Source organism: Roseomonas sp. HF4, from assembly GCF_005222755.1.
Lineage (GTDB): Bacteria > Pseudomonadota > Alphaproteobacteria > Acetobacterales > Acetobacteraceae > Neoroseomonas.
Map to the genome: position 1 here is coordinate 151,066 of NZ_STGD01000001.1, position 24,476 is coordinate 175,541.

Annotated in this window: 23 protein-coding genes; 7 read left to right on the forward strand and 16 right to left on the reverse strand. The window is 72.6% G+C overall.

Translation table 11 applies throughout. The features are described from left to right. Nucleotides 1–49: 49 nt before the first annotated feature. The 3 genes from E8M80_RS00765 to E8M80_RS25670 all read right to left on the reverse strand — a co-directional run bounded on the left by E8M80_RS00765 (nucleotide 50) and on the right by E8M80_RS25670 (nucleotide 1,560). Complete coding sequence (locus tag E8M80_RS00765; protein WP_137123737.1) at nucleotides 50–586, reverse strand: hypothetical protein; 537 nt, start codon at nucleotides 584–586, stop codon at nucleotides 50–52. A 93-nt stretch (nucleotides 587–679) separates the two neighbouring features. Beyond that, nucleotides 680–1,405, reverse strand: a complete 726-nt coding sequence (locus E8M80_RS00770) for a hypothetical protein (RefSeq protein WP_137123738.1) — start codon at nucleotides 1,403–1,405, stop codon at nucleotides 680–682. Continuing rightward, nucleotides 1,402–1,560 (reverse strand): hypothetical protein, encoded by a 159-nt coding sequence (locus tag E8M80_RS25670; RefSeq protein WP_170979132.1) that lies wholly within the window; start codon nucleotides 1,558–1,560, stop codon nucleotides 1,402–1,404. The genes E8M80_RS00770 and E8M80_RS25670 overlap by 4 nt, the downstream gene beginning before the upstream one ends. 115 nt (nucleotides 1,561–1,675) lie before the next feature. Here E8M80_RS25670 and E8M80_RS25675 point away from each other — a divergent pair, with 115 nt between their 5' ends. After that, nucleotides 1,676–2,152, forward strand: coding sequence for a DUF3592 domain-containing protein (locus tag E8M80_RS25675; protein ID WP_170979133.1), 477 nt, complete (start codon nucleotides 1,676–1,678; stop codon nucleotides 2,150–2,152). Beyond that, complete coding sequence (locus tag E8M80_RS25680; protein WP_170979134.1) at nucleotides 2,149–2,976, forward strand: DUF3592 domain-containing protein; 828 nt, start codon at nucleotides 2,149–2,151, stop codon at nucleotides 2,974–2,976. The genes E8M80_RS25675 and E8M80_RS25680 overlap by 4 nt, the downstream gene beginning before the upstream one ends. Here E8M80_RS25680 and E8M80_RS00780 read toward each other — a convergent pair whose 3' ends face one another. From E8M80_RS00780 to E8M80_RS00820, 9 genes are all read right to left on the reverse strand, one after another. Then, nucleotides 2,977–3,690: a metallophosphoesterase gene (locus tag E8M80_RS00780; RefSeq protein WP_137123740.1), complete on the reverse strand. Its 714-nt coding sequence runs from the start codon at nucleotides 3,688–3,690 to the stop codon at nucleotides 2,977–2,979. It abuts the gene before it with no gap. Continuing rightward, the gene (locus E8M80_RS00785; protein WP_137123741.1) at nucleotides 3,687–4,559 is read right to left on the reverse strand and encodes an ABC transporter permease; all 873 of its coding nucleotides are present in this window, start codon (nucleotides 4,557–4,559) and stop codon (nucleotides 3,687–3,689) included. The genes E8M80_RS00780 and E8M80_RS00785 overlap by 4 nt, the downstream gene beginning before the upstream one ends. Before the next feature lie 454 nt (nucleotides 4,560–5,013). Further along, the gene (locus tag E8M80_RS00790; RefSeq protein WP_137123742.1) at nucleotides 5,014–5,961 is read right to left on the reverse strand and encodes an ABC transporter permease; all 948 of its coding nucleotides are present in this window, start codon (nucleotides 5,959–5,961) and stop codon (nucleotides 5,014–5,016) included. A gap of 172 nt (nucleotides 5,962–6,133) precedes the next feature. Continuing rightward, a complete protein-coding gene (locus E8M80_RS00795; RefSeq protein ID WP_137123743.1) occupies nucleotides 6,134–7,657 on the reverse strand; it encodes an ABC transporter substrate-binding protein in 1,524 nt (507 codons plus the stop codon). After that, nucleotides 7,654–8,706, reverse strand: a complete 1,053-nt coding sequence (locus E8M80_RS00800) for an ABC transporter ATP-binding protein (RefSeq protein WP_137123744.1) — start codon at nucleotides 8,704–8,706, stop codon at nucleotides 7,654–7,656. The genes E8M80_RS00795 and E8M80_RS00800 overlap by 4 nt, the downstream gene beginning before the upstream one ends. A gap of 145 nt (nucleotides 8,707–8,851) precedes the next feature. Next, a complete protein-coding gene (locus tag E8M80_RS00805; protein ID WP_137123745.1) occupies nucleotides 8,852–9,835 on the reverse strand; it encodes an ABC transporter ATP-binding protein in 984 nt (327 codons plus the stop codon). A 192-nt stretch (nucleotides 9,836–10,027) separates the two neighbouring features. After that, nucleotides 10,028–11,743 (reverse strand): methyl-accepting chemotaxis protein, encoded by a 1,716-nt coding sequence (locus tag E8M80_RS25685; protein WP_170979135.1) that lies wholly within the window; start codon nucleotides 11,741–11,743, stop codon nucleotides 10,028–10,030. 82 nt (nucleotides 11,744–11,825) lie between these two features. Then, on the reverse strand, nucleotides 11,826–13,136 hold the full coding sequence (locus E8M80_RS00815) for an NtaA/DmoA family FMN-dependent monooxygenase (protein WP_137123746.1): 1,311 nt from the start codon (nucleotides 13,134–13,136) through the stop codon (nucleotides 11,826–11,828). A 110-nt stretch (nucleotides 13,137–13,246) separates the two neighbouring features. Beyond that, nucleotides 13,247–14,179 (reverse strand): 3-hydroxyacyl-CoA dehydrogenase NAD-binding domain-containing protein, encoded by a 933-nt coding sequence (locus E8M80_RS00820; RefSeq protein ID WP_137123747.1) that lies wholly within the window; start codon nucleotides 14,177–14,179, stop codon nucleotides 13,247–13,249. Nucleotides 14,180–14,281: 102 nt separating this feature from the next. Here E8M80_RS00820 and E8M80_RS00825 point away from each other — a divergent pair, with 102 nt between their 5' ends. The 3 genes from E8M80_RS00825 to E8M80_RS00835 are packed head-to-tail and all read left to right on the forward strand — an operon-like array spanning nucleotide 14,282 to nucleotide 16,867. Next, nucleotides 14,282–15,124, forward strand: a complete 843-nt coding sequence (locus E8M80_RS00825) for a serine hydrolase (RefSeq protein WP_137123748.1) — start codon at nucleotides 14,282–14,284, stop codon at nucleotides 15,122–15,124. Between the two features lies 1 nt (nucleotide 15,125). Next, nucleotides 15,126–16,001, forward strand: coding sequence for a hypothetical protein (locus E8M80_RS00830; RefSeq protein ID WP_137123749.1), 876 nt, complete (start codon nucleotides 15,126–15,128; stop codon nucleotides 15,999–16,001). Next, complete coding sequence (locus E8M80_RS00835; RefSeq protein ID WP_137123750.1) at nucleotides 15,998–16,867, forward strand: CoA ester lyase; 870 nt, start codon at nucleotides 15,998–16,000, stop codon at nucleotides 16,865–16,867. The genes E8M80_RS00830 and E8M80_RS00835 overlap by 4 nt, the downstream gene beginning before the upstream one ends. A gap of 183 nt (nucleotides 16,868–17,050) precedes the next feature. Here E8M80_RS00835 and E8M80_RS00840 read toward each other — a convergent pair whose 3' ends face one another. Both E8M80_RS00840 and E8M80_RS00845 read right to left on the reverse strand, forming a co-directional pair. Then, a complete protein-coding gene (locus tag E8M80_RS00840; protein ID WP_137123751.1) occupies nucleotides 17,051–18,118 on the reverse strand; it encodes a ketopantoate reductase family protein in 1,068 nt (355 codons plus the stop codon). After that, on the reverse strand, nucleotides 18,115–19,074 hold the full coding sequence (locus tag E8M80_RS00845; protein WP_137123752.1) for a Gfo/Idh/MocA family protein: 960 nt from the start codon (nucleotides 19,072–19,074) through the stop codon (nucleotides 18,115–18,117). Before E8M80_RS00845 ends, E8M80_RS00840 begins: the two co-directional genes overlap by 4 nt. A gap of 117 nt (nucleotides 19,075–19,191) precedes the next feature. On the opposite strand from E8M80_RS00845, the gene E8M80_RS00850 reads away from it, so the two are divergent. Together E8M80_RS00850 and secD are read left to right on the forward strand one after the other, a co-directional pair. Continuing rightward, complete coding sequence (locus E8M80_RS00850; RefSeq protein ID WP_137123753.1) at nucleotides 19,192–19,437, forward strand: phage baseplate assembly protein V; 246 nt, start codon at nucleotides 19,192–19,194, stop codon at nucleotides 19,435–19,437. Between the two features lie 219 nt (nucleotides 19,438–19,656). Next, on the forward strand, nucleotides 19,657–22,230 hold the full coding sequence (gene secD, locus E8M80_RS00855; RefSeq protein WP_137123754.1) for a protein translocase subunit SecD: 2,574 nt from the start codon (nucleotides 19,657–19,659) through the stop codon (nucleotides 22,228–22,230). A 157-nt stretch (nucleotides 22,231–22,387) separates the two neighbouring features. Here secD and E8M80_RS00860 read toward each other — a convergent pair whose 3' ends face one another. Together E8M80_RS00860 and mmsB are read right to left on the reverse strand one after the other, a co-directional pair. Further along, complete coding sequence (locus E8M80_RS00860; RefSeq protein ID WP_137123755.1) at nucleotides 22,388–23,557, reverse strand: iron-containing alcohol dehydrogenase; 1,170 nt, start codon at nucleotides 23,555–23,557, stop codon at nucleotides 22,388–22,390. Continuing rightward, the gene (gene mmsB / locus E8M80_RS00865) at nucleotides 23,557–24,435 is read right to left on the reverse strand and encodes a 3-hydroxyisobutyrate dehydrogenase (RefSeq protein ID WP_137123756.1); all 879 of its coding nucleotides are present in this window, start codon (nucleotides 24,433–24,435) and stop codon (nucleotides 23,557–23,559) included. Before mmsB ends, E8M80_RS00860 begins: the two co-directional genes overlap by 1 nt. Nucleotides 24,436–24,476: the final 41 nt, after the last annotated feature.

A 24,476-nucleotide genomic window follows, 5' to 3' on the forward strand; every position in this document is an offset into this window, starting at 1 on the left:
GGAGTGTGGCATGCCCCGCCGCGACGGGCGAAGCGCCGGCCCGGCGCCCTCAGGTGCCGCCGCCGCGGCGCCCGACGCTCAGCGCCTGCAGGGCGCCCATGATGTTGCGGTTGGGTGGCGGCGCGGCGAGGCGACGCACCGTTTCATCCGGCCCGAGCGGGAAGGTGCCGCGCGGCAGCGCGCGGGCGATGGCCGCGGTGTCGTTCGCCTCGATCGCGGCGGCGGCGGCGGCGAGGCCGTTGATCACGGGCTGTGCCGGTGCGCGGGCCGGGATGCCGAGGGCGCTGCGCGCCTCGTTGCGGGCGAGTTGGAGTTGGTTCAGGCCCGCCGGGCTCGCCCCCGCCATGCGCGGCGAGGTGGGAAGGTTGGCGGCGAGCCATTCGATCTCGGCGATGGCGCGCGCCGCCGCGGCCGGCTGGCCGGGCTGCGGCCGGCGGTAGAAGGCGGCGATGTCCTGCCCGACGGCCACCGTCTCGTCGAGGATACCGCGCGGCGCCGTGCCCGCGGGCAGCGTGACCGGGGCGGGGGCCTCGGCCGCGCAGCCCGCGAGGAACAGCGCGGCGCAGAAGGCGGCTGGTCTGATCATGACGTTCGTCCCTTGCTGGGTGTCGATGAACGCTTTGGCCAGCCTCGCGCGTGGATACGCGGTCGGTGCGCGAAACCCCGCCGCGGGGCGGGGTCAACCATAGCCCTCCTGCCGCAGCCGGTCGCCCAATACCTTCACCTGCACGGCGAGCGCCGCGCTCTCCTCCTCCCGCAGGCGGCTGCGCAGGTCGGTTGCGGCGGCCTCCATGTCGGCCAGCAGGCGCGGCAGGCCGGGCGGCGGCTCGGCGCCGGCGGACAGCCGGCCCGCGATCCGTTCCAGCCCGTCGAGGTTCACGGCCAGGAAGCGCCGCGCTTCCTCGAGCCGTTCGGGGCGGCGTTCGAAATCGTCGAGCACCCGGCCGATGGCGGCGGCGACGGGCAGCAGGCGCGGCTCGGCGCCGGAGCGCGCCTGGAAGGAGATCGCGGCCAGGCGCGCCCGCGCATCGTCGAGCGGCCGGGGCGGCGGCGGGGGCTCGGGCGGCGGTGGGGGCGGCGGCTTGGGCGCCTCGGCCACGCCGGTATAGAGAAGGCGGGTGCCGCCCCAGGCGCCGGCCGCGAGCAGCAGGGCGGCAACCGGCCCGGACTCCGCGCCCACGGCCGCGACGGAGGCGGCGGCGCCGCCCATCAGCAGCGCGGCCAGGTTGGCATCCCCTGCCCTGCCGCGGCGCATCAGCCAGGTCGCGCCGATCGGCAGCGCCATGCCGACGAGGCAGCCGAGCAGCGCGATCTCCCGCCCGCCGAACAGGTTGACCAACGTGGCGGGCAGGAAGGGCAGGATGGTGAAGGGCAGCAGCCAGCGCCGCCAGAACGCCGAGATCATGGCGTCGTCAGCGCGAAGACGCTGCGGAACAGCGCGAGAACCCCCGCGATCCACATCGTGCCGCCGAGCAGGAAGAAGCCGAGCAGCCGCGTGCCGACGGGCGGGGGCGCGGTGGGCGGGGCGATGGGCGGGGGCTGGCGCTGGAGGTCTCTCACGCCGCGTAGATCGCGCGGCGGATGGCCCGGATCAAGCGGCCCTGCCACGCCGAAGCACTTCAGCCCGTCCCGGCGGCAGGTCTGGCATGATCGCCCCATCGCGGAAGGATGGCCGATGCGCTGGAAGGTGACGCCGCTCGGGATCATGCCGGAAGGGGCGCGGCCGGCGCGCGTGCTCGGCCTGGTCTTCGCGACGCTCGGCGCCCTGCTTCTGGCCGGCAGCGGCATCGCCGCGGCAATCGAGGCCGCGGCGCAGGCGCGCATGACCGAGGCCGAGGGCCGGATCTTCGGGATGCTGGCCGGCGAGCGGCGCGACCGCGGGCGCGTCCACGCGCAATGGACGCCGGTCTTCGCCTTCGTGGCGGGCGGGCGGGAGGTCCGCGTCGTGGCGGGCTTCGCGACCTCCGCGCCCTGCCGCGCCGTGGGGGACCCGGTGCGGGTGCTGCAGGACCCGACCACGCTGGACCGCGCGCGGATCGCGTGGCGCCGAGAGAACCGGATCATCGCCCTTGTGCTGGCGGGGGCGGGGGCTGTCTTCTCGGTGCCCGGGCTGGCGGCGCTCGGCATCGACCGCCTGCGGAGGACAGCATGATGCGCATCCGGACGCCGGCGGGGACCGTGGCCAGCATCGGCCGGGCGCCGCGCGTGATGGCCTGGAGCTTCCTGCTCCTGGGCCTCGGCCTGCTGGCGGGCGCGGGCGTGGCGGTCGCACTGGAACTGCGCTTCCGCGCCGGCGCTGTCGAAACCGACGGACGGGTGGTCGCGATGCGCGTGAGCCACGGCACCTCCGGCAGAAGCGGATCCTCCTCGCCAAGCTGGACGCCGGTCTTCGCCTTCGCCCTGCCGGACGGGAAGGAGATCAGGGTCGAATCGGGTGTCTCCTCCTCCCCGCCCTGTTGCCGCGTGGGGGACAGGGTCCGGGTCCGCTACGACCCGGCGCAGCCGTCCCGCGCGCAGATGGCGGGCTTCCTCGAGAGCTGGCTGGTGGCCTCGATCCTCGGCGGGATGGGCATCATCTTCGCGGGTGTCGGCCTTGTGGTGCGGCGCGCGGTCGCGGCACCGGGCGCCACCGCGCAGGGCTACATCGAGCGCGCCCTGCAGGACCACGCCCTGCACGTGCAGGCGGCTTCTGGGGTCCAGCCGCTGCACGTGCCGCTGGCCGGGCTGCGGCAGGAGGCGTCGGCTGCCGGCCCGCGCTGGGTGCTGCAGGCGCGCTGGATCGACCCGCGCAGCGGCGGCGCCAGGCTGTTCGAGAGCGAGCCCCTGCCCTTCGACCCCGTGCCCCAGATGCGGCAGATGACCTCGGTGCTGGTCGCCTTCGACCCGGCGCAGCGGGACGGGCCCTACCGGATGGATCTGTCCTTCCTGCGCGACCCACGCGGCGTGCCGCCCGCGGGGCCGGTGCGGCGGGGCTGATCAGGCCTGCAGGAAGCCCAGCGTCTCGCCCTCGAACACTCCGCAGGTGAGCGGTCCGCCGGACCAGGCGGCGGTGTCGAGGCAGATGCGGTTGTCCCGCACCACCGGGTTGAAGCCGGCCGTGTGGCCATGCACGACGACGACGCCGTGGTCGCGCTCGCTGCCCAGGAAGTCGTGGCGGATGCGGATGAGGTCCTCGCGTGACTGATCCTCCAGCGGCACGCCGGGGCGGATACCGGCATGGACGAACAGATAGCCGCCCTCCTGGTGAGTCAGGTGCAGGCGGCGCAGGAAGCGGAGATGGGCGGGCGGGACATGCTGCGGCCAGTCCTCCCGCGGTGCCTCGGCGGCGACTCCGTAGCTGTCGAGCGTCGCGCGGCCGCCGCCCCAGAGCCAGTCGGCCGCCGCCGCGCCGTCGCCATCCAGCGCGGCCAGCATCGTCTCCTCGTGGTTGCCGGTGAGGTTCAGCGTCTCGAGGCCCGGGACCGGGTCCTGTTCGGTCAGGTGGTCGAGGACCGCGCGGGACCCCTCCCCCTTGTCGACGTAGTCGCCGAGGTGAAGCAGCAGCGCGGAGGCCACCGGGCGTTGCTTCAGGTCGGCGGCGATCGTCCCGTGCAGCGCGCGCAACTTGCCCAGCGCGCCGTGGATGTCGCCGATGGCATAGATCCGCCGGCCGCGCGGCAGGCTGGCAGGCGCGGGGCGGAGGTCGATCATTTCCGCTCGGCACGCGGGTCGAGCGCGTCGCGCAGCCCGTCGCCCATGAGATTGAAGGCGAGCACCACGATCATGATGGTGGCACCCGGGAAGATCGACAGCCAGGGCGCCTGCGTCAGGAAGCGCTGCGACGAATTCAGCATCGAGCCCCAGGACGGGTTCGGCGGCTGCATGCCGAGGCCGAGGAAGGAGAGCGCGGCCTCGGCGATGATCGCCTCGGCGATCGCGAGCGTCGCCTGCACCAGCAGCGGCGGGATGATGTTGGGCAGCACGTGGACGAAGGCGATGCGCCAGGCGGGGTTGCCGAGCGCGCGCGCGGCTTCCACCCAGTCGGTCGATTTCGCGTCCAGCGCCATGCCGCGCGCCAGCCGCGCGAAGACCGGCGAGGCGGTGATGGCGATGGCGAGCATCGCGTTCTCGAGCGCGGGGCCGAGGAAGGCGGCGAGCGCGATCGCCAGGATCAGGAAGGGCACGGACAGCATCGCATCCGCGACGCGGGAGATGATTGCATCGACCCAGCCGCCGGCCAGCCCCGCGAGAAGCCCGAGCGGCACGCCGAGCGCCAGCGCCCCCAGCACGGAGATGACGCCGGCCATGAGCGAGGCGCGCGCCCCCCAGATCACGCGGGAGAGCACGTCGCGCCCGTTCTCGTCCGTGCCCATCCAGTGTTCCCAGGATGGCGGCTTGCGGATGCGGGACCAGGAGGTCTGCAGCGGATCGTAGGGCGCGATCAGCGGCGCGAGCACGGCGACGAGCACGAACAGCACGACGACAACGAGGCCGAAGACCGCCAGGCGGTGGCGCAGGAATCGGCGGACGGCGCGGCGCGTCGGGCTTTCGGGCGCGGGGATGACGGCGGTGGCGCTCATGGCGATTTCCCCCCTGCCAAGCGGCCCGATGCCCCGCCTCGGGCCGGAAGCGCGAAGCGCGACCGCGCCTGGACCGACAGCACCGCCGGGCGCGCCAGTGCGTGGCGCGCAAGCCAAGCCGCCGGATGGCGGTGCCGGCGCCTGAGGTCACACAACAAGCGGCCCGAGGCCCCGCCTCGGGCCGGGAGCGCAAAGCGCGACCGCGCCCAGACCGACAGCACCGCCGGGCGCACCAGTGCGTGGCGCGCAAGCCAAGCCGGCGGATGCCGGCGCCGGCGCCTGAGGCCACACAACAAACGGCCCGATGCCCCGCATCGGGCCGGGAGCGCAAAGCGCGACCGCGCCCGGACCGACAGCACCGCCGGGCGCACCAGCGCATGGCGCGCAAGCCAAGCCGGCGGATGCCGACGCCGGCGCCTGAGGCTCACAGAAGACCCACGCCTGAGGAACGCCATCAGGCATTCCTCAGGCGCGGGTTGATCATCATGTACAGCAGGTCCGCGACCAGGCTCAGCATCACGAAGATCAGCGCGGTGGCGAGCACCACGCCCTGCACCACCGGGTAGTCCCGGTTGAACACGGCATCGACGATGAGCTTGCCGAAGCCCGGGATGGTGAAGATCTGCTCGGTCAACACCGCGCCGGCCAGCAACCGGCCGAATTCGATGGCGCCCAGCGTCACCACGGGGATCAGCGCGTTGCGCAGCGCGTGCTTCCAGACCACGACGCGCTCCTTCAACCCCTTGGCGCGGGCGGTGCGGACGTAGTCCTGGCTGAGCGCGGTCAGCATCGCCGCCCGCGTGTGGCGCATCAGCACCGACGCCACGCCGGTGCCGAGCACGAAGGCCGGCATGATGGTGGTGGCGAGCGACTGCCAGGGATCCTCGGTGATCGGCACGTAGCCCGATGGCGGCAGCCAGCCGAGCTCCACGCTGAACAGCAGGATCATCATGATGCCCAGCCAGAAGTTGGGCGTCGAGATGCCGAACAGCGCGGCGCCGTTCGCCGCCCAGTCGGCCGGCGTGTCCTTCTTCACCGCGCTCAGGATGCCGAGCGGCACGCCGATCAGGATGGCGATGATGAAGGCCATCGTGGCCAACTGGAACGTCACCGGCAGCTTGGTCAGGATCAGTTCCGACACCGGGACGCGGATGCGCCAGGAGAAGCCGAAATCGCCGACGAGCACCTTCGACATCCAGATCAGGTATTGCTCGTGGATCGGGCGGTCGAGGCCGAGCTCGGCGCGGATCGCGGCCAGCACCGCGGGGTCGCCGCGCTCCTCCCCGGCCAGGATCAGCGCCGGGTCGCCGGGCATGAGCTGCTGCAGCCCGAAGATCAGGACCGACAGGATCAGCAGCGTGGGGATGACCTGGCCGATGCGGCGCAGGAGCCAGACGATCATGCGATGGAGATCCTCGAAGGGCGGGAGGCGAAGGGAACTTCTCCCCCCGGACCCCCCTCAACCTTCCTTGGCACCTGGTGCCCCGCCATGAAGGTCAGGTGCCAGGTGATCAAGGAAGGGAGAGGGCGCGGGGGAGGTTCCCCTCCCCCGCCCTTCAGCCCGTGCCCTGCGGTCACTGCAGCCTCATGCCCTGCAGCCGGATCATGCCGTCCGAGACCGGGCGGTAGCCGGACAGCCGCGCGCTGTGCGCCATGATGTTCTTGCGGTGCCAGAGGTAGATGCGGTTGGCATCCTGCCCGAGCGAGATCCGCAGCGCCTGGGCGTAGAGGTCCTTGCGCTTCTCCACATCCAGTTCCGTGCGCGCGGCGTCGAGCAGCCGGTCCACCTCGGCGTTCGAATAGCGGCCGTCATTCTGCCCGCCGCCGGTGCGGGAGAAGGAGAAGATGTTGCCGTCCGGATCGACGCGCCCCGACCAGCCGACCAGGTAGGTCTCGAAGTCGCCCCGCTGCGCCGCCTGGAGCGAGGAGGCGAATTCCATCGCGCGCAGCGTCAGCGTGAAGCCGGCCTCGGCCACCATCGCCTGGATCACCTCCCCCACCTGGCGGAGGTCGGGGTTGTTCGGCACCGTCATCTCGATGGCGAGCGGCGTGGTCACGCCAGCTTCCCGCAGCAGGGCGCGGGCGGCCTCGACGTTGCGCGGCAGCGGCTGGAAGTCGCGCACGTGGAAGGGGTTGGCCGGCGGGAAGGGCTGGCGCGTCGGCGTGTACATGCCCTCGTAGACGACCTGGTTCACCGCGGCGCGGTCGATCGCGAGCTCGAAGGCGCGGCGGACGCGGGCATCGCGGCCGAGCGGCGTGTTCGCGCGTTCTCCGTTCGCGACGTTGATGGTCAGGCCCTGGTAGCCGAGCTCGTCCACCGCATGGGCGCGCAGGTTGCGGTTGCGCTGGATGGTGCGGATGTCGTCCGGCTCCATGCGTTCCACGAACTCGACCGCGCCGGACTGCAGGTTGGCCAGCCTGACCGTGTTGTCCGGGATGGGCAGGTAGGTCACGCGCGCGATGTGGACGTTGGCAGCGTCCCAGTATTCGGGGAAGCGCTCGACCACGATACGTTCCTGCGCCACGCGCTCGACGAAGCGGAAGGGACCGGCGCAGACCGGGCGGGTGCCGAAGTTGCGGCCCGCCGCCTCGGCCGCCGTGGGGCTCACGATCATGCCGGCGCGGTCGGTCAGCGCCGAGAGGAACGACGCGGACGGGCCCTTGAGACGGATGCGGACGGTCGCCGGGTCCACCACCTCGATCGCCTCCATGTCCGCGATCTCGCTGCGGCGGAAGCTGCCCTGCATCGTCAGGTGGCGGTTGAGCGAATAGCGCACCGCCTCGGCGTCCATCGCCGTGCCGTCATGGAAGCGCACGCCGGGCCGCAGCGTGACTAGCAGCGTCTTCGGGTCCTCCCAGCGGAAGCCGGTGGCGAGTTGGGGCACGACCTCGAGGCGCTCGTTGATGTCGAACAACTTGTCGCAGAGGGCCATGTAGACGATGCGCCCGACATAGGTGCGCGACAGGGTGGGGTCGAGGATGTCGGGGTCCTCGCGCAGGCCGATGCGCATGTGCTGCGCGCTGGCCGGCGCGATGGTCGCGACCGCCGGGATGATCGCGGCGGCGGCGGCGAGGATGGCCTTGATGCTGCTTTTCATTGTGGCACTCCCGGTTGTGGGCTTGGGGCCCGGAAGAAGGATTGCAGGCGCTGCAGGCGCGCCCCGCCGGCCAGGCGCGCGGGGCGCCCGGCGGGCGGCGGCAACCTGTCCGCCAGGTGGCACGCCACGCGGTGCGGGCCGGCGTCGAGGTCCGGCGTCTCCGCCCGGCAGCGGGCTTCGGCGAAGGGGCAGCGCGTGTGGAAGCGGCAGCCCGGCGGCGGCGCGATCGGGGACGGCACGTCGCCCTCGAGCGGCGGCGCCTTCTCGCCATGGCCCGGCACGGCGGCGAGCAGGGCGCGGGTATAGGGGTGGCGCGGCGCGCCCAGCACCTGCGCGGCCGGGCCTTCCTCGACGATGCGGCCGAGGTACATCACGGCGACGCGGTCGGCCACGTGGCGCACCACGCCGAGGTCGTGGCTGATCAGCACGAAGGTCAGCCCGAGGTCGCGGATCAGGTCGGACAGCAGGTTCACCACCTGCGCCTGCACGCTGACGTCGAGCGCGCTGACCGGCTCGTCGCCGACGATGAGCCTGGGCTGCGACGCCAGCGCGCGCGCGATGGCGACGCGCTGCCGCTGCCCGCCCGAGAATTCATGCGGCCAGCGGCGCGCGAGTTCCGGGCGCAGCCCGACGCGGGACAGCAGGTCGGCCACGCGCGCGCGTTCCTGGTCCTTGGGCACGATGCGGTGCAGGCGGAGCGGCTCGGCCACCGCCTGCTCGACCGTCATGCGCGGATCGAGGCTCGCGAATGGGTCCTGGAAGATCAGCTGCATGTCGCGGCGCCTGGCGCGCAGCGCGGATGCCGAGAGCTTCGTCAGGTCGTCGCCCGCGAAGCGAACGGTGCCGGCATCGGGGGTGATGAGGTTCAGCATCAGCCGGCCGAGCGTCGACTTGCCGCAGCCGCTCTCGCCCACGATGGCGAGCACCTCGCCCTCGGCGACGCTGAGCGTGACGCCGTCCACGGCGTGCACGGCACCGGCGCGGCGGCCAAGCGCATCGCGCACGGGGAAGCGCTTCACCAGGCCGGTGAGTTCGAGGAGCGGCGTCATGGGAAAGACGGGGGGAAGGGAACTTCCCCCCGAGCCCCCCAACCTTCTTTGCCACCTGGAGACCACCCCCGGCGTCGGGCGCCAGGAAGCGAAAGAAGGTAGGGGGTCTGGGGGAGGTTCTCCTCCCCCATCCTGTCTTCCGCCATCACGCCGCCTCCAGCACCTGGTCGAGCGGTGCCCGCCAGCACGCCGAGACGTGGTCCTCCGCCACCCGCGCCAGCGGCGGCGCCTCCGCATGGCAGCGCGCCAGCGCGAAAGGGCAGCGCGGGGCGAAGCGGCAGCCGGGCGGCGGGCTGCGGAGGTCGGGCACGGTGCCCTCGATGCTTGCCAGCCGCTGGCCCGGCTCCCCCTCCCCCGGCGCGGCGCCGAGCAGGCCGGCGGTGTAGGGGTGCTCCGGGCGCGCGAAGAGCGTCGCGGCCGGCGCCTGTTCGGCGATGCGCCCGGCGTACATGACCGCGACCTCGTCCGCGTGGTCCGCGACCACGCCGAGGTCGTGCGTGACAAGCACGACGGCGGTGCCGGTCTCGCGCTTCATCTCATCCAGCAGGGCCAGAATCTGCGCCTGGACCGTGACGTCGAGCGCGGTGGTGGGTTCGTCCGCGATCAGCAGCTTCGGCCGGCAGGCGAGCGCCATGGCGATCATGACACGCTGGCGCATGCCGCCCGAGAGCTGGTGCGGATACTGCCGCGCGCGGCGCGCGGCGTCGGGGATGCGCACGCGGTCGATCATGCGCACGGCTTCCGCGAAGGCGGCCTGCGCGTCGAGGCCCTGGTGCAGCCGGAGCGCCTCCGCCACCTGTTCCCCCGCCGTGAAGGCCGGGTTCAGGCTGGTCATGGGCTCCTGGAAGATCATCGCCATCTCGCCACCGCGCAGCAGGCGGCGGTCCTCCGGCGACAGCGCGGTCAATTCCCGCCCGCCGAGGCGGATGGCGCCGCCGATGCTGGCCGTATCCGGCAGCAGGCCCATGACGGCAAGCGCGGAGACCGACTTGCCGCAGCCGGACTCGCCCACGATCGCAAGCGTCCGGCCGGCATCGACGCGGAACGATACGCCGTCGAGCACGCGCAGGCGTCGCCCGTCCTGGCGGAAATCTAGGGTCAGGCCGGAGACCTCGAGCACCGCCGTCATGTGGCGCCGCCGGTCCCGGCACGGTCGTGGAGAAGACGAGCCATGCGCGGAGAGGAAGCCCGCGCGGCCGCTTCGCGCAAGCCCCCCTTGCCGGAATGATGGGCATGGCCGGTGGCGACGTGCCTTTGCGGCAGGCACCGGCTGCACATCCGGCGGGCGAAGTCCGGCCAGGATCCGGCCGGCGGCGACGCCTCAGGCTGCGCGGCGCGGCAGGTCGGCGCCGGCGGCCGGGGCCCCGCCCGCTTCGGCGACGATGCCCAGAAGCGTGGCCCGCAGCCCGGTCATGGCAGCCTCGGCCTCGGCTGCCGCGACGCGCAGCGCGCCCGCGCGCGCGTCCGCCTGCCCCGTCGCGCTGCCCACGGCCTCGCAGCGCGCCGTCATGGCCTGGGCGGCGGCGGCGGCGCCGGAGGCGGTGCGCGCGATCTCCCCGGTCGCCTCCGTCTGCTGCGTCATGGCGCCGGCGATGGCCGAGGCGATGCCCTCCATCTCGGAGACGCTGACGGAGATGTCCTGCACCTTGTCCACCGCTTCCCGCGTCGCGCTGACGACGGCCTGGATCTGGCGGCCGATCTCCTCGGTGCTGCGGGCGGTCTGGCTGGCGAGCGCCTTCACCTCCCCGGCCACGACGGCGAAGCCCTTGCCGGCCTCCCCCGCGCGGGCGGCCTCGATCGTGGCGTTGAGCGCGAGCAGGTTGGTGCGCGCGGCGATGTCGGAGATCAGGCGCGCGACCTCCCCGATCCGCTCGACCGCCTGCTGCAGGCCCTCGATGGCGCGGCCGCCCTCGGCGGCGCCGTGCACGGCACGGCGCGTCGCGCCGGCGGCCTGCTCCACGCGGCCGGCGATCTCGGAGATGGAGGCGGAGAGTTCCTCGGCCGCGGCGGCACTGCCGGTGGCGTGGTCGAGGCTCGACCGCGCGCCGTCGGCCAGCGCCTCCCCGTCCCGCGCCGTGGTGCCGATGAAGGCGGCAAGGCTGCCCGCCTCGCGCGACATGGCCGCGAGGCGGGCGGCGATCGCCTCCACCGCCGCGCGCGTCTCGGTCTCGATCCGGCGGCCGACGGCCTCGATCGCGGCGCGGCGCTCGCCCTCGGCGCGGGCGCGCTCGGCCTCCTGGGCGGCGCGCAGCGCGGCGTTCTCCTGGGCGTTGCGGCGGAACACCTCGACGGCGCGGGCCATGGCCCCGATCTCGTCCGCGCGGGCCGCCTCGGCCAGCGTCAGGTCGGTGCGCCCGGCGGCCAGCGCGTCCATCCCCGCCGTCACGCGGGCGAGCGGCGCGCCGATGCCGGCGCGCGCGAACCAGGCGGCGGCGAGGCCGGCCAGCAGCGCCACGAGCGGGACGACCAGCAGGAGCCACCCGAACCACCTGCCCTCCGCCTCCATCTCGGCGGCGGCGGCGGCGGCGCGGTCGCGGAACCGCGCCGAGGCGGCGTCGAGCGCCCGGTTGACCTGCGTGCGGTTGGCGCGGTTGGCGTCGTTGTTGCCCATGCGGTCGGCGGCCGCGGCGCCCTCCGCCAGGCCGACCCTCACGAGGTCCTCCCGGAAGCGGACGAATTCGTCGAGGGCGGCGAGCAGCGGCGGGATCAGGTCGTCGCCTTCGGCCACGGCGCGCAGGCCCTGCATGTCCTCGCGGATGCGGGCGGTGTGGCGCCGCAGCCCGGCGCCGAAGCGCTCGACCTGCTGCGCGGTCCGCGCGACGTAGATGCCGCGGCTTTCCATCACCACCGCGTAGACCGAGGTATCGAGCCGCTGCACGAGGTAGGCGCGTTCCTGTTCGCGCCCAAGCGCGGCGACATCCGCCGCGTGGATGCGCAACGTGAGCGCGCCGACGAGGCCGCCCGCCGCGCCGAGGACGGCCAGCAGGCCGACCAGCAACGTGATCCTGCCTCGGATCGATCGGAACCAGGCGCGCATGCGGAACCTACTCCTCGGTACGTCGCCCGAGGATGCCCGACGAAGGTGAAGGCACGGTTCACGGCCGCGCGGCGGGTGCGCCTCAGAACGCCAGCAGGTTGTCCCGGAACATCGCGTGCCCGTAGGCGCGGCGCACCAGGCCGCGGCGCTGCAGTTCCGGCACCAGCCCGTCGGCGATCTCGGCGACCACGCGGCGGGAGGTGTCGTTGCTCGACAGCAGGAAGCCGTCGCCGCCGATCTCCTCCATCGCCCTGCCCATCTGCTCGGCGACCTGCGCCGGCGTTCCGATCAGCGGGATGGAGCCCGCGTCGGAATAGATCTCGGCCGCCTCCCGCAGCGTGCGGTTGCCCGCCTTCTTCAGGAATTCATCGAGCGACTGCTGGTGGCCGTTGGTGGTGAGGCTGCCCAGCGGCTGGTCGAGCGGCAGCGCGCCGAAGTCGAGGTTCGTGATCTTGGACAGGTGCGCGAGGCGCTTGGCGATGGCGTCCTCGGTCGTGGCGAGGCGCCGCCTGTGGCGCGCCTGCGCCTCCTCCTCGGTATCGCCCAGCACGGGGGAGACCAGGAACAGCACCTTGCAGTCATCCGGGTTGCGCCCGTGCGCCGCCATGCGGGCGCGGATGTCGTCGCGGTAGGCGCGCATCCCGGCGGTGCCCTTGACCATGGCGACGATAGTGTCGGCGTGGCGGGAGGCGAAGGCGCGCCCGCGGGGCGACCCGCCGGCCTGGGCGATGACCGGCTGCCCCTGCGGGCAGGGCCCGGAATTGAGCGGCCCGCGCACCTTGAAATGCGGCCCGTCATGGTCGATCGCGTGGACCTTGGCGTGGTCCACCAGCACGCCGCTCTCGCGATCCGCGAGGATGGCGCCGGGCTCCCACGACCCCCAGAGCTTGCGGCAGACATCGATGTACTCGTCGGCGATGTCGTAGCGCGTGTCGTGCGGCGGCATGCCGTCCAGGCCGAAGTTCCGCGCCGCGAAGTCGGAACTCCCCGTGACCGCGTTCCAGCCGATCCGCCCGGAGGAGACCTGGTCGAGCGTCGCGACCAGACGCGCCAGCAGGTAGGGCGGATAGGCGAAGGTGCCGAAGGTCGCGACGATGCCGATGTGTTTCGTCTCCCGCGCCAGCAGCGCGGCCACGACGGACGGGTCCTGCCGCGGCACCGACAGGCCATGGTGCAGGTAGATCTCGCGCGAGCCGCCGTAGGATTCCCCGATGTAGGAACTGTCCTCGAGCAGCACGTAGTCGAAGCAGGCGCGCTCGAGGTTCCTCGTCATCTCGATGAAGAAGTCGGGCACCATCCATTCGGTGCCGATGTTGCCCGTCCAGGGCTCCCCCCAGGCCTGCGCCGAGGATCCCTGGAGGAACCAGCCGAGATGGAATTGGCGCGCGCCCATGCCTGCCCCCGCGGTGTTGCTGCGGTGCAGCGTGGCGCGGCGGGGCGGGCTTGGGAAGCCCGCCCCGCCGTCGCGCGGCGCCGCCGGCGATGGCGCCGCCGCGCATCGCGTCAGCCGGTGGCGGCGCGTGCCTCCAACAGGCGCACCAGGGCGGCGTCGCGGCGGCGGGCGAGGTCGGCCGTGGAGGCGCCGCCCGTGGCCTCGGCCACGCCCGCGACCAGCGCGCGCTGCAGCGCGGCGTCCACCTTCGGCTCGCCGAGGTCGTCCCACCACGAGGTCACGGCGGGCAGCAGATGGTGCATGAAATGGTCGAGCCCCCCTTCCCCGCCGGCCAGGTGAAAGGTCGTATGCGGGCCCATCAGCGCCCAGCGGAGCCCCGGGCCCTCGCTGATCGCGGCATCGACGTCGGCGACCGTCGCGACACCCTCGGCCACCAGGTGGACCGCTTCCCGCCAGAGCGCGGCCTGCAGCCGGTTGGCGAGGTGCCCCGGCACTTCCTTGCGGATCTCGATCGGGTACTTGCCGATGGCGCGGTAGAAGTCCATCGCCGCCGCGACGGCCTCGGGGCTGCCCTTGGCGCCGCCCACCACCTCGACCAGCGGGATCAGATGCGGCGGGTTGAAGGGGTGGCCGATCACGACGCGCTCCGGATGGGCGCAGCGTTCCGACAGGCGGGAGGCGAGCAGGCCCGAAGTGGAGGAGGCGATCACCACGTCCGGCGGCAGGGCGGCGTCGATGCGGGCCAGCAGGTCCTGCTTGATGTCGAGGCGCTCGGGCGCGCTTTCCTGCACGAAGTCGCAGCCGGCGCAGGCGGCGGCGGGGTCCGCTTGGAAGGTCCAGGCGGCCGGGTCGGCGCCGGACTTGCCGCCGAGGCGCATCAGCACGGGCCAGGCGCCCTCGATCATGCGGCGGATCAGGTCGGGCGCGCCGGGGGACGGGTCGGAGGCCGCGACGGGGATGCCGCGGCTCAGGAAGTAGGCGGCCCAGGAGGCGCCGATGGTGCCGGCGCCGATCACCGCGACGCGCCTGATGTCGGTCCTCATGGCATTCCTCCGCTTGCTGCGCGCGCAGGATATCGCGCGGCGCGCGCCCTGGCCACGCGGGGTCGGCGGGGCTAGCGTTCGGCATCTTCGGGAGGAACGCTGATGCAGGACCTGGTCGCGCGGATGAACGCCATCTGCGACGTGCAGCTCTTCGACACGACCTGGTACGTGAAGGACCTCAGGACCGGCGCCGAGGCGGATCGCCGCGGCGACGTGGTCCTGCCATCCGCCAGCACGCGCAAGACCTCGATCCTGATGCACGCGCTGAGCAAGGTGCATGAGGGCGCGCTGCGGCTGGACGAGCCCTGCACGATCGAGGCGCGCCTGCAGGAGGGCGTGGACAGTGGGACGTACCAGTACATGACGCCGGGCTGCGTCATCCCGCTGCGCGACGCGCTGGTGAACATGATCATCACCAGCGACAACGTCTGCACGCAGATCGTGCTGGAGCGGCTGGACCGGGACGCGTTGAACGCCTGGTGCCACCGGATCGGCATGAAGGGCATGACGCACCGGGTGAACTTCCCGCCGCCGGGCCTGCCCTGGGACCATCCGGTGGAGGCGGTGGCGAGCACCTCGGCCCGCGACCAGGGCGTGCTGCTGGACCGCATGGTGGCCGGGGCGTCGGACGATGCCGCGGCGGCCTTCCTGGGGGCCACGCCGACGCTGTGCCGTCTGGGGTTGGATATCCTGTCCTGGCAACGGCTGCGGAACCTGATCCCGTCGCTGCTGCCGCAGAAGGCGAAGGTCGCGAACAAGACCGGGCGCGGGCCGCGCGGGCGGATGGATGCGGGCGTGGTCTACAAGGACGACCGGCCGCGCTTCATCATCAGCGTCTACCTGGACCAGGTGCCGGACACCTTGCCGGATGGCCTGCCTGGCTTTACCGCCGCCTATGCGACGGCCGGGCGCCTGGCCCGCGCCTGCTGGGATGCGATGGACTGACATGACGAGTGATGCCGAATTCGAGGCCGCGATCGCGGGCCTCCAGGACTGGGTCGGGCGCGAGCGGGTGGTGGAGGACGAGATCGGCCTGTCTTCCGCGCGGCGCATCGCGGGGATGCTCGACATCGACCCCGCGACGCTGCGGCAGGACGACGAATTGCCGCCGCACTGGTTCACGATGTTCTTCCCCGACATCGCCAGGCAGAGCGACATCGGCCCCGACGGGCACCCGAACAAGGGCGTGTTCCTGCCGCCCATCCCGCTGCCGCGGCGCATGGGCGCGGGGCGGCGGGTCACGATCGAAGGGTCGCTCCGGATCGGCGAGCCCGCCATCAAGCGCGCGATCGTCGCGCAGGTGGCACCCCGGATCGGACGGACCGGGCGGATGGCGGTGCTGACGATGCGGCACGTCATCGAGACGCGCGGCCAGGTGATCGCGGTGGACGAGTTCGACGCCCTGTACCGGGAGGCGCCGCAGCCGGGGCAGGCGAGCCCGACCTCCCCGCCGCAGCCGGCGCCGGCGGACGGCATCTATGCGGACACGGTGGTGCTCTCCTCGCCGCTCGTGTTCCGCTATTCCTCGGTGACCTGGAACGCGCACCGCATCCACTACGACGCGGACTACGCGCGGAACGAGGAAGGCTACCCGGCCACGGTGCAGAATGGCGGGCTGACCATGCAGCTGATGCTGGACGCGGCGCTGAAGCGGGCCCAGGGCCGGCTCAGGGGCTTCACGGCACGGCTGTCGCGCCCCCTCTGGGTGGGCGACACCGTGACGCTCTGTGGCGCGGCGCCCGCGGATGAAAAGATGCGCTGCTGGGCCACCGACAAGGACGGGCATCTCTGCGCGACGATGGAGCTGGAGTTCGCGGCATGACGCGCGCATCCCCCGCGACGTGGCGGTCGCTGATGTTCGTCCCCGCGACGGGGGAGAAGTTCGTGGCGCGCGCCCATGCGCGCGGGGCGGATGTGGTGATCCTCGACCTCGAGGATTCGATCCCGCCCGAGGCGAAGCAGGCGGCGCGCGATGCGCTGGCCAGGGCAGCCGCGACCGTCGGCCAGGCCGGCGCGGAGGTGGCGGTCAGGATCAACCGCCCGCTGGACCTCGCCGTGCCGGACATCGCCGCCGCGGTGATGCCGCCCGTCGGCACGCTGATGCTGCCGAAGACCATGGGGCCGGAACATGTGCGGCTGCTGTCGGAACTGGTGGCGGCGCGGGAAGCGGCGCAGGGCATGACACCCGGCCATACGCGCTTCGTCGCGGTGGTGGAGACGCCGGATGCGCTGCCGCTGCTGGGCGCGATCGCGGCCGCCGACCGGCGCGTGGTGGCGCTCGGCATCGGGGCGGAGGATCTCGCCACCGAGCTCGGCGCCGTGCCGGGGGCGGACATGCTCTACCACTTCGGGATGATGGTGGTGGCCGCGGCGCGTGCCGCGGGGATCCAGCCGATGGGCTCGGTCGGACCGTTCGCGGATTTCTCTGACCTCGAGGCGTATCGCGCGTCGCTGCGCCGGTCGCGCGCGCTGGGCTTTTCCTGCCAGGCCTGCATCCATCCCGCGCAGGTGGCGGTGATCAACGAGGAATACGGGCCCTCCCCCACCGAGGTCGACCGCGCGCGGCGGCTGATCGCGGCCTTCGATGTCGCGCTCGCCGAAGGCAAGGGCGCGGTCGCCTTCGAAGGGGCGATGATCGACCTGCCGGTGGTGGAGCGCGCGCGGCGGGTGCTGGCGCGGGTCAGGTGAGGTTGGGGGAGGAGAACCTCCCCCAAACCGGGCCCCACGACGTTGCTGCGCACCGCCGCGGGGACCCCAAGCCCTCCCTTCTCTGGCACCTGGCGCCGATCCTGGGTGGTGGGTCGCCAGAAGCCAGAAAAGGTTGAGGGGGGTGTGGGGGGAGAAGTTCCCTTCTCCCCCCACCCTACATCGTCAATTGAGCCGCAGCCCCCGGATCAGGTCGGGCGACGGCGCCGCCTCCCCCCGCTCGACGCGCTTCACGATCTCGGTCAGCGCGGCGTTCGCGGGCGCGGCGATGCCGATCCCGGCGCCGCGGGCCACGACGAAGCCGTTCAGGAACTCGATCTCGGTGCGCCGGCCCTTCATCATGTCCTGGCCCATCGAGGCGCGGTGCGCGCCGCCGCCGGGCTTCTGCGTATCGGCCAGGCGCTGCGCGTCGTAGGCGCGGCGGGCCGCGTCGTCGCCTTCCCCGGCACGGGCGATGACCTCGGGGTCGAGGTGCAGGATCTCCTCGAGGTCGTAGCCCAGCGCCTGGCCGATGCGGATCGCCTCGCTGCCCAGCCGCGCGGCGAAGGCGCGGATGGCGTCGTCGGCCGTGGCCTCCTTCGCGACCAGGCCCGTGGCGGCGGCGATCCCGTTGCCCATGACGTTGGCGGTGAGCTTCGACCAGCGTTCGCCCCAGAGGTTCGGCGTGGTCAGCGCGGAATCGGACAGCGCCAGCAGCGAGGTGACGAATTCCGCACGCGGGGAGATCCGGCCATGCGGCTCCCCCACGCGATAGACGGTGTGCGACGCGCCGGACTTGCCAGCCGCGCGCTTCACCAGCCCCGGCGCGGAGAGCTCGACCGTGATGAGGGAGGCGATCGCGCCGAGCACGCGGCCCCAGCCGACGATGCCCGCGATGACCTCCTCGTTGATGCAGTTCTGCAGCGAGACGACGTAGCCGCCCGGCGAGAGGTACTGCGCGATCATCGTCGTCGCCCAGGCGGTGTCGTAGGACTTCATGCAGACGAAGGCGATGTCGACCGGGCGCTGCTTCGCGAAGGACTGCAGCTCGGTCAGGTGAATGGCGTTCACCGGCACGGTGAACTCCGGCACGTCCTTCAGGTGGGCGATGGTCAGGCCGCGCGACCGCATGGCCTCGACATGCTCCGGCCAGGGGTCGACGAAGGTGACGTCGTGGCCGGCCTCGGCCATGTAGGCGCCGGCGTAGCCGCCGACGGCGCCGGCGCCGATGACGGCGATGCGGGGTTTGGTCATGCGTGTCCTCCGGCGATGGCCGTCTCGATGGCAAGCGCCACCTTGAGCGCGCGCCGACCGGCCGCACCGTCCACCACCACGGGCGCGCCGTCCAGGCAGGCCGCGACGAAGGCGGCCTGCTCGGCCTCCAGGCTGTCGTGGTCGGTCCAGGTGGCGCGGTCGATGCCGGAGCCGGGCAAGGCCACGACCGGCTCGGCCCCGCCGCGGCGCAGCACCGCCAGCGAGCGGTCGAGGAAATTCACCGCCATCTCGCCCTCCGTGCCGAGGACGCGCAGGCGGCGTTCCATGGCGAGCGAGACGCGCGACGCGGTCAGCACCGCCGCCCGACCGCCGGGAAAGCGCAGGCGGGCGACCGCGAAGTCCGGGCGCTCGGAGGCGACGGCGCTGCCCACGGCCTCGATCGCCTCGGGCATGTCGCCGGCCAGTTCGAGCACCAGGTCGATGTCGTGGATCATCAGGTCGAGCACGACCGAGACGTCGAGGCTGCGCGGCCGGAAGGGCGCCGCGCGGACCGCGTCCCAGGACAGCGCGCGGCCACCGGCGGGCGCGCCCGTGACGGCGCGGAAGGCGGCCGAGAAACGCTCGATATGGCCGACCTGGAGCACGCGGCGCCCGGCCTCGGCGCGGGCGATCAGCGCATCGGCTTCGTCGAGCGTCGCGGCGATCGGCTTCTCGACGAACACATGCTTCCCGGCGGCGAGCGCGGCCTCGGCCAGCGCGAAATGGAAGCGGGTCGGCGCGGCGACGACCACGGCATCGGCGGCGGCGATCAGCGCGGCGGCGTCCATCGGGGGTGCGGCGGCCTCGGCGCCCACCGCGGCGGCACGGCCGGCATCGGCATCGTGCAGGCCGACCAGGCGGATGCGCGGGTTGGCGGCGGCCTTCAGCGCATGGAAGCGGCCGAAATGGCCGACGCCGAGGATGCCGAGGGCAAGGGGGGTGGAGGGGGCGCTCATGCGGCGCTCGTAACGCAGTCGGGGCCGGGGCGGTATCCCCCGGGGGCGGCCCTCGTGGCGCTTCTGGGCCGCCGGCCGGCATGTTACCGTCGGGCGGGGCGCGGGAGGAACGATGCGATGTCCGGCCTGAAGGGTGTCTATCGCGGCCAGGTGGTGAACGCGGCGGACCCGATGCAGCAGCAAAGGGTGCAGATCCGGTGCGAGTCGGCCCTCGGCGGCGGCATTTCCGCCTGGGCGGCGTGCAGCCTGCCCCCGGGTGCCAATGCCGGCGGCGCCGCCTACCGGGTGGGCGACAAGGTCTGGATCGCCTTCGAGAACGGCGATGCCAACCACCCGGTCGTGATGGGGCGCATGGGCGGCTGATACGCCCGGCGCTGTCGCCGGACGTATCTGCGCGCAGGGTTGGCGTGGCGGCTGCGCGCGATACCAAAGCCATGCCGGCGGCCGCGCGACCGCTTCACGGGTCAACGCGTGCGGCCGCTGGCATGGCACCCCGCCCCGGGGCAGGCGCGGCGCGGGGTTGCATCGGCAGGCCCCCCTCGCCATTGTCCGGCCCGCGCAACCCTGGGGTATCGACTGGTTATGCTGCATTTCGGGCGCTGGAAAACCGCGGCCATCCTGCTGGTCTGCCTGGTCGGGACGCTGGTCAGCATCCCGAACCTGATCCCGCGCGCAGCCTTCCCCGACTGGTTCCCGGTGCGGCAGGTCAACCTTGGCCTCGACCTGCGCGGCGGGTCGTACCTGCTGCTCGAGGTGGACCTCAACACCGTGGTCCGCGAGCGCCTGGACAGCATGGTGGACGGCGCGCGGACGCGGCTGCGCCAGGGCAACATCCGCTACGTGAACCTGGCGTCCGACGCGCCCAACCGGCGCATCGGGCTGCGCGTGACCGACGCGGCGCAGGTGCAGGCCGCCGTCGCGGCACTGCGCGAACTGGGCAACCCGATCCGCGCGAGCACCGGGCAGGACATCCCCGATGTCGAGGTGACGACCGAGGCCGACGGGCAGGTCTGGGTGACGCTGACCGAGGCCGGGCTGCGCGCCAAGGCAGGCTCGGCGGTCGAGCAGTCGATCGAGATCGTGCGCCGGCGCGTGGACGAGACCGGCGTGGCCGAGGCGCTGATCGCGCGCCAGGGCTCGCAGCGCATCCTCGTCACCCTGCCCGGCGTCGAGGACCCGAACCGGATCAAGGACCTGCTCGGCCGCACCGCGCGCATGACCTTCCACCTGGTGGACGAGGCGGCAACGCTGGCCGCGACGCCCCCGCCCGGCGTGATGATCCTGCCCGGCGAGCGGGACGGCGAACGCTTCGGCGTCCGCCGCCGCGTCGAGGTGGACGGCGCCAACCTGACCAATGCGCGCGCCGGCCAGGACAGCCGCACCGGCGAATGGGTGGTAAACTTCACCTTCGATTCCATCGGCACGCGCCGCTTCGCACAGATCACGCGCGAGAACGTCGGCCGCCCCTTCGCCGTGGTGCTCGACAACAAGGTGATCACGGCGCCCGTGATCCGCGAGCCGATCCTGGGCGGCCAGGGCCAGATCAGCGGCAACTTCACGGTCCGAAGCGCCAATGACCTCGCGGTCCTGCTGCGCGCCGGCGCCCTGCCCGCGCCGCTGACGGTCGTGGAGGAACGCACCGTCGGGCCGGAACTCGGCGCGGACGCCATCCGCGCGGGCATGATCTCGCTCGCGGCCGGGACGGTCTTCGTCTTCCTGTATATGGGCTTCGCCTACGGGCTGTTCGGCTGGTATGCGAATGGCGCGCTGTTCTTCAACCTGATCCTGATGATGGCGGCGCTGTCCCTGATGGAGGGCACGCTGACCCTGCCCGGCATCGCCGGCATCGTGCTGACGCTCGGCACCGCGCTCGACGCCAATATCCTGATCAACGAACGCATCAGGGAGGAAGTGAAGAACGGGCGAACACCGGCCAATGCGCTCGAGGCCGGCTACACCAAGGCGTCCGGCACCATCCTCGACAGCAACCTCACGAACCTGATCGCCATGGCCTGCCTCTACGGCTTCGGCTCGGGGCCGGTGAAGGGTTTCGCGGTGACGGTCGCGATCGGCACCATCGTGCAGATGTGGACGGCGACGGTGCTGACGCGCCTCGTCATCTCCTGGTGGTTCAAGCGCACGCGGGCCAAGGAGCTGCCGGTCCTGGAACGCCCGGGGCTGAGCTTCCTCCAGCGCCTCGGCCGGCCGCTGTTCCGCATCGTGCCGGATGCGACGAGCATCCCCTTCATGCGGGGTGCGCGGATCGGCCTGCTGACCTCGGCCATCCTGTCGAGCGCCTCGGTCGTGCTCGCGGTCTATCCGGGGCTCGAGAAGGGCATCGACTTCAAGGGCGGCATCGAGATGGAGGTGCGCACGCCCGGGCCCGGCGACATCGGCCTGCTGCGCGGCACCGTGGGCGGGCTCGGACTCGGCGATGCGATCGTCCTGCAGTTCGGCGACCCATCCACCTTCGCCGTGCGCCTGCCCGCGCAGGGCGACGAGGGCGCGGTGCAGCGCGCCGTCAACCAGGTGCGGGGCGCCCTGGAACAGGCGGTGCCAGGCACGCGCATCCTGCGGGTCGAGGCCGTGGGCAACCGCATCTCGGACGAGTTGTTCCTGGGCGGCATGATCGCGCTCGGCCTCTCCTTCGCGGCGATGCTGCTCTACATCTGGTTCCGCTTCGAATGGCAGTTCGCCATAGCCGGCGTGGTCACGCTGCTGCTCGACACCACCAAGGTGGTGGGCGTGATGGTCGTCACCGGGATCGAGTTCAACCTGACGACGGTCGCGGCCATCCTGACCATCATCGGCTTCAACGCCAACGACAAGGTCGTGGTGTTCGACCGGATGCGGGAGAACCTGCGCAAGTTCAAGACCATGCCGCTCGAGGAACTGGTCGACCGCTCGATCAACGAGACTCTGAACCGCACGCTCGGCACTTCGATGACGCTGCTGCTGGCGGCGCTGCCGCTCGCGCTGTTCGGGGGCGAGACGCTGGCGGGCTTCGGCTGGCTGATGATCGCGGGGATCATCATCGGGACTTCGTCGTCCACCTTCATCGCGGCGCCGATCGTGCTGTTCACCGGGCGGACGCGGCTGCGCCGGGCGGAGGAGCCGGCGCCGCCGCCGGCCGGGGCGAAGGCGGCGAAGCGGTAGCGCTTCGGAAGGTCGGGGGAAGAGAACCTCGCCCGAACCCCCTCCCTTCTTTGTCGTTTGGCGCTGACCCTTCGAGGATCGGTCCCAAACGACAAAGAAGGTTGAGGGGGGTGTGGGGGGAGAAGTTCCCTTCTCCCCCCACGGCTCCCTTCCCCGATCAGCCTTCCCAGGCGCGCCGGTAGAGGGCCACGATCTCGTCTTCCGTCGGCACGGCTGGATTGTTCGCCGGGCTGCCGCTGGCCAGCGCCTGCGCGGCCATCGTGGGCAGCAACCCGTCCCACGTCGCCGCATCGATGCCGAAGGCACCGGGTGTCGGCACCGCGAGGTCGCGGTTCAGGTCGCGCAGTTCCTGCAGCAGCTTCGCGCCGGCGGACTGGTCGCCTTCGGCCGCGGTCGCGATGCCCATGGCGCGCGCGGCTTCGGCGTAGCGGGGCAGCGCGGCGTTCAGGCTGAATTCCGTGACCGCCGGCAGCAGCATCGCGTTGGACAGCCCGTGCGGGACATGGAAATGCGCGCCGATCGGGCGCGACATGCCGTGCACCAGCGCGACCGAGGAGTTGCTGAAGGCGATGCCCGCCAGCGTCGCGCCCTTCATCATGGCCGCGCGCGCGACGGCGTTGGACGGCTCGGCGTAGACGGTCCGCAGGTTCGGCGCGATGAGGCGCATCGCGCGCAGCGCGTATTCGTCCGCCTCGTCGTTCGCGCGCTTCGACACGAAGGCTTCCAGCGCATGGGTCAGGCTGTCGATGCCGGTATCGGCCGTGATGCGCGGCGGCAGGCTGAAGGTCAGCTCGAAATCGACCACGGCCGCCAGCGGCAGCGCGCCGAGGCCCGCGATCAGCATCTTCTCGTCGTGCGCGGTGTCCGTGATGACGGTGAAGCGCGTCGCCTCGCTGCCGGTGCCGGCGGTCGTGGGCACGCAGATGACCGGCAGCGCGGCGCGATTGGCCTGCGCGGGCACCTTGAAGTCGCGCATCTTCGCCCCTGGTTCCGCGGCGGCGAGGATCGCCATGGCCTTCGCCGTGTCCATCGGGCTGCCGCCACCGAAGCCGACCAGGCAATCGTAGTCGCCTGCCTTCACGGCCGCGGCGCCGGCCTCGATCACGGTGTCGGTCGGGTCGGGCACGGTATCGCTGAAGATGCCCGGCGCGATGCCGGCGGCCCGCAGCGGCGCCAGCACCTTGTCCACCGTCCGCGACGACACCATCCAGGGGTCCGTCACCACCAGCGGCTTCGACAGGCCGAACTGCGCCAGCACCTCGGGCAGTTTCGCGACCGACCCGCCGCCGATCATCAGCAGGCGCGGGGAGACGAAGGTCGTGGTCATCAGGCGTTCCCTTCGCGGATCATGGCGATGATGCCGGAGAAGTCCTTCGCCGCCCCGCCGCCCTCCACGAAGCGGCGATAGAGGTCGAGCGCATGCGCGCCGATCGGCGTCGCGGCCCCCACCTGCTGCGCGGCCTGCTGCGCGAGGCCGAGGTCCTTGAGCATCAGCGCCGCAGCGAAGCCCGGCGCGTAGTCCCGGTTGGCCGGGCTGCCAGGCACGGGCCCCGGCACCGGGCAGTAGGAATTGAGCGCCCAGGAGGAGGAGGTCGCGGTCGAGCACACGTCGAACAGAGCCTGGTGCGACAGGCCGAGCTTCTCGGCCAGGACGAAGGCCTCGCAGGTCACGGTCATGGTCGCGGCCAGCATCATGTTGTTGCAGAGCTTCACCCCCTGCCCGGCGCCCGCGTCGCCGCAATGCACGATGCGCTTGCCCATGCCCTGCAGAACGGGCTCGGCGCGGGCGAATCCCTCCGCCGTGCCCCCGACCATGAAGGTCAGCGTGCCCGCCTCCGCACCCATAACGCCGCCCGAGACGGGCGCGTCGAGGAAGGCCTGCGGCACGGCACCGGCGACCTCCCGCGCGGTCGCGACGTCGATCGTGGAGCAGTCGATCAGCAGTGCGTCGGCGCGCGCGGCCGCGGCCATGCCGCCGGCGCCGAGCCAGGCGTCGCGCACATGCTGGCCGGCCGGCAGCATGGTGATGACGACATCCGCGCCGGAGGCCGCATCGGCGGCGGAGACCGCATGGCGGGCGCCGGGCACGAGGTCGAGCGCCCCCGGCACGATGTCGAAGGCGGCGACGGCATGGCCCGCCTTCAGCAGGTTGCGCACCATCGGCGCGCCCATGTTGCCGAGGCCGACGAAGCCGATGCTGGCCATGTGGTCTGCTCCCCCCAATCCGGGCGGAGGGTAGGTCGGGA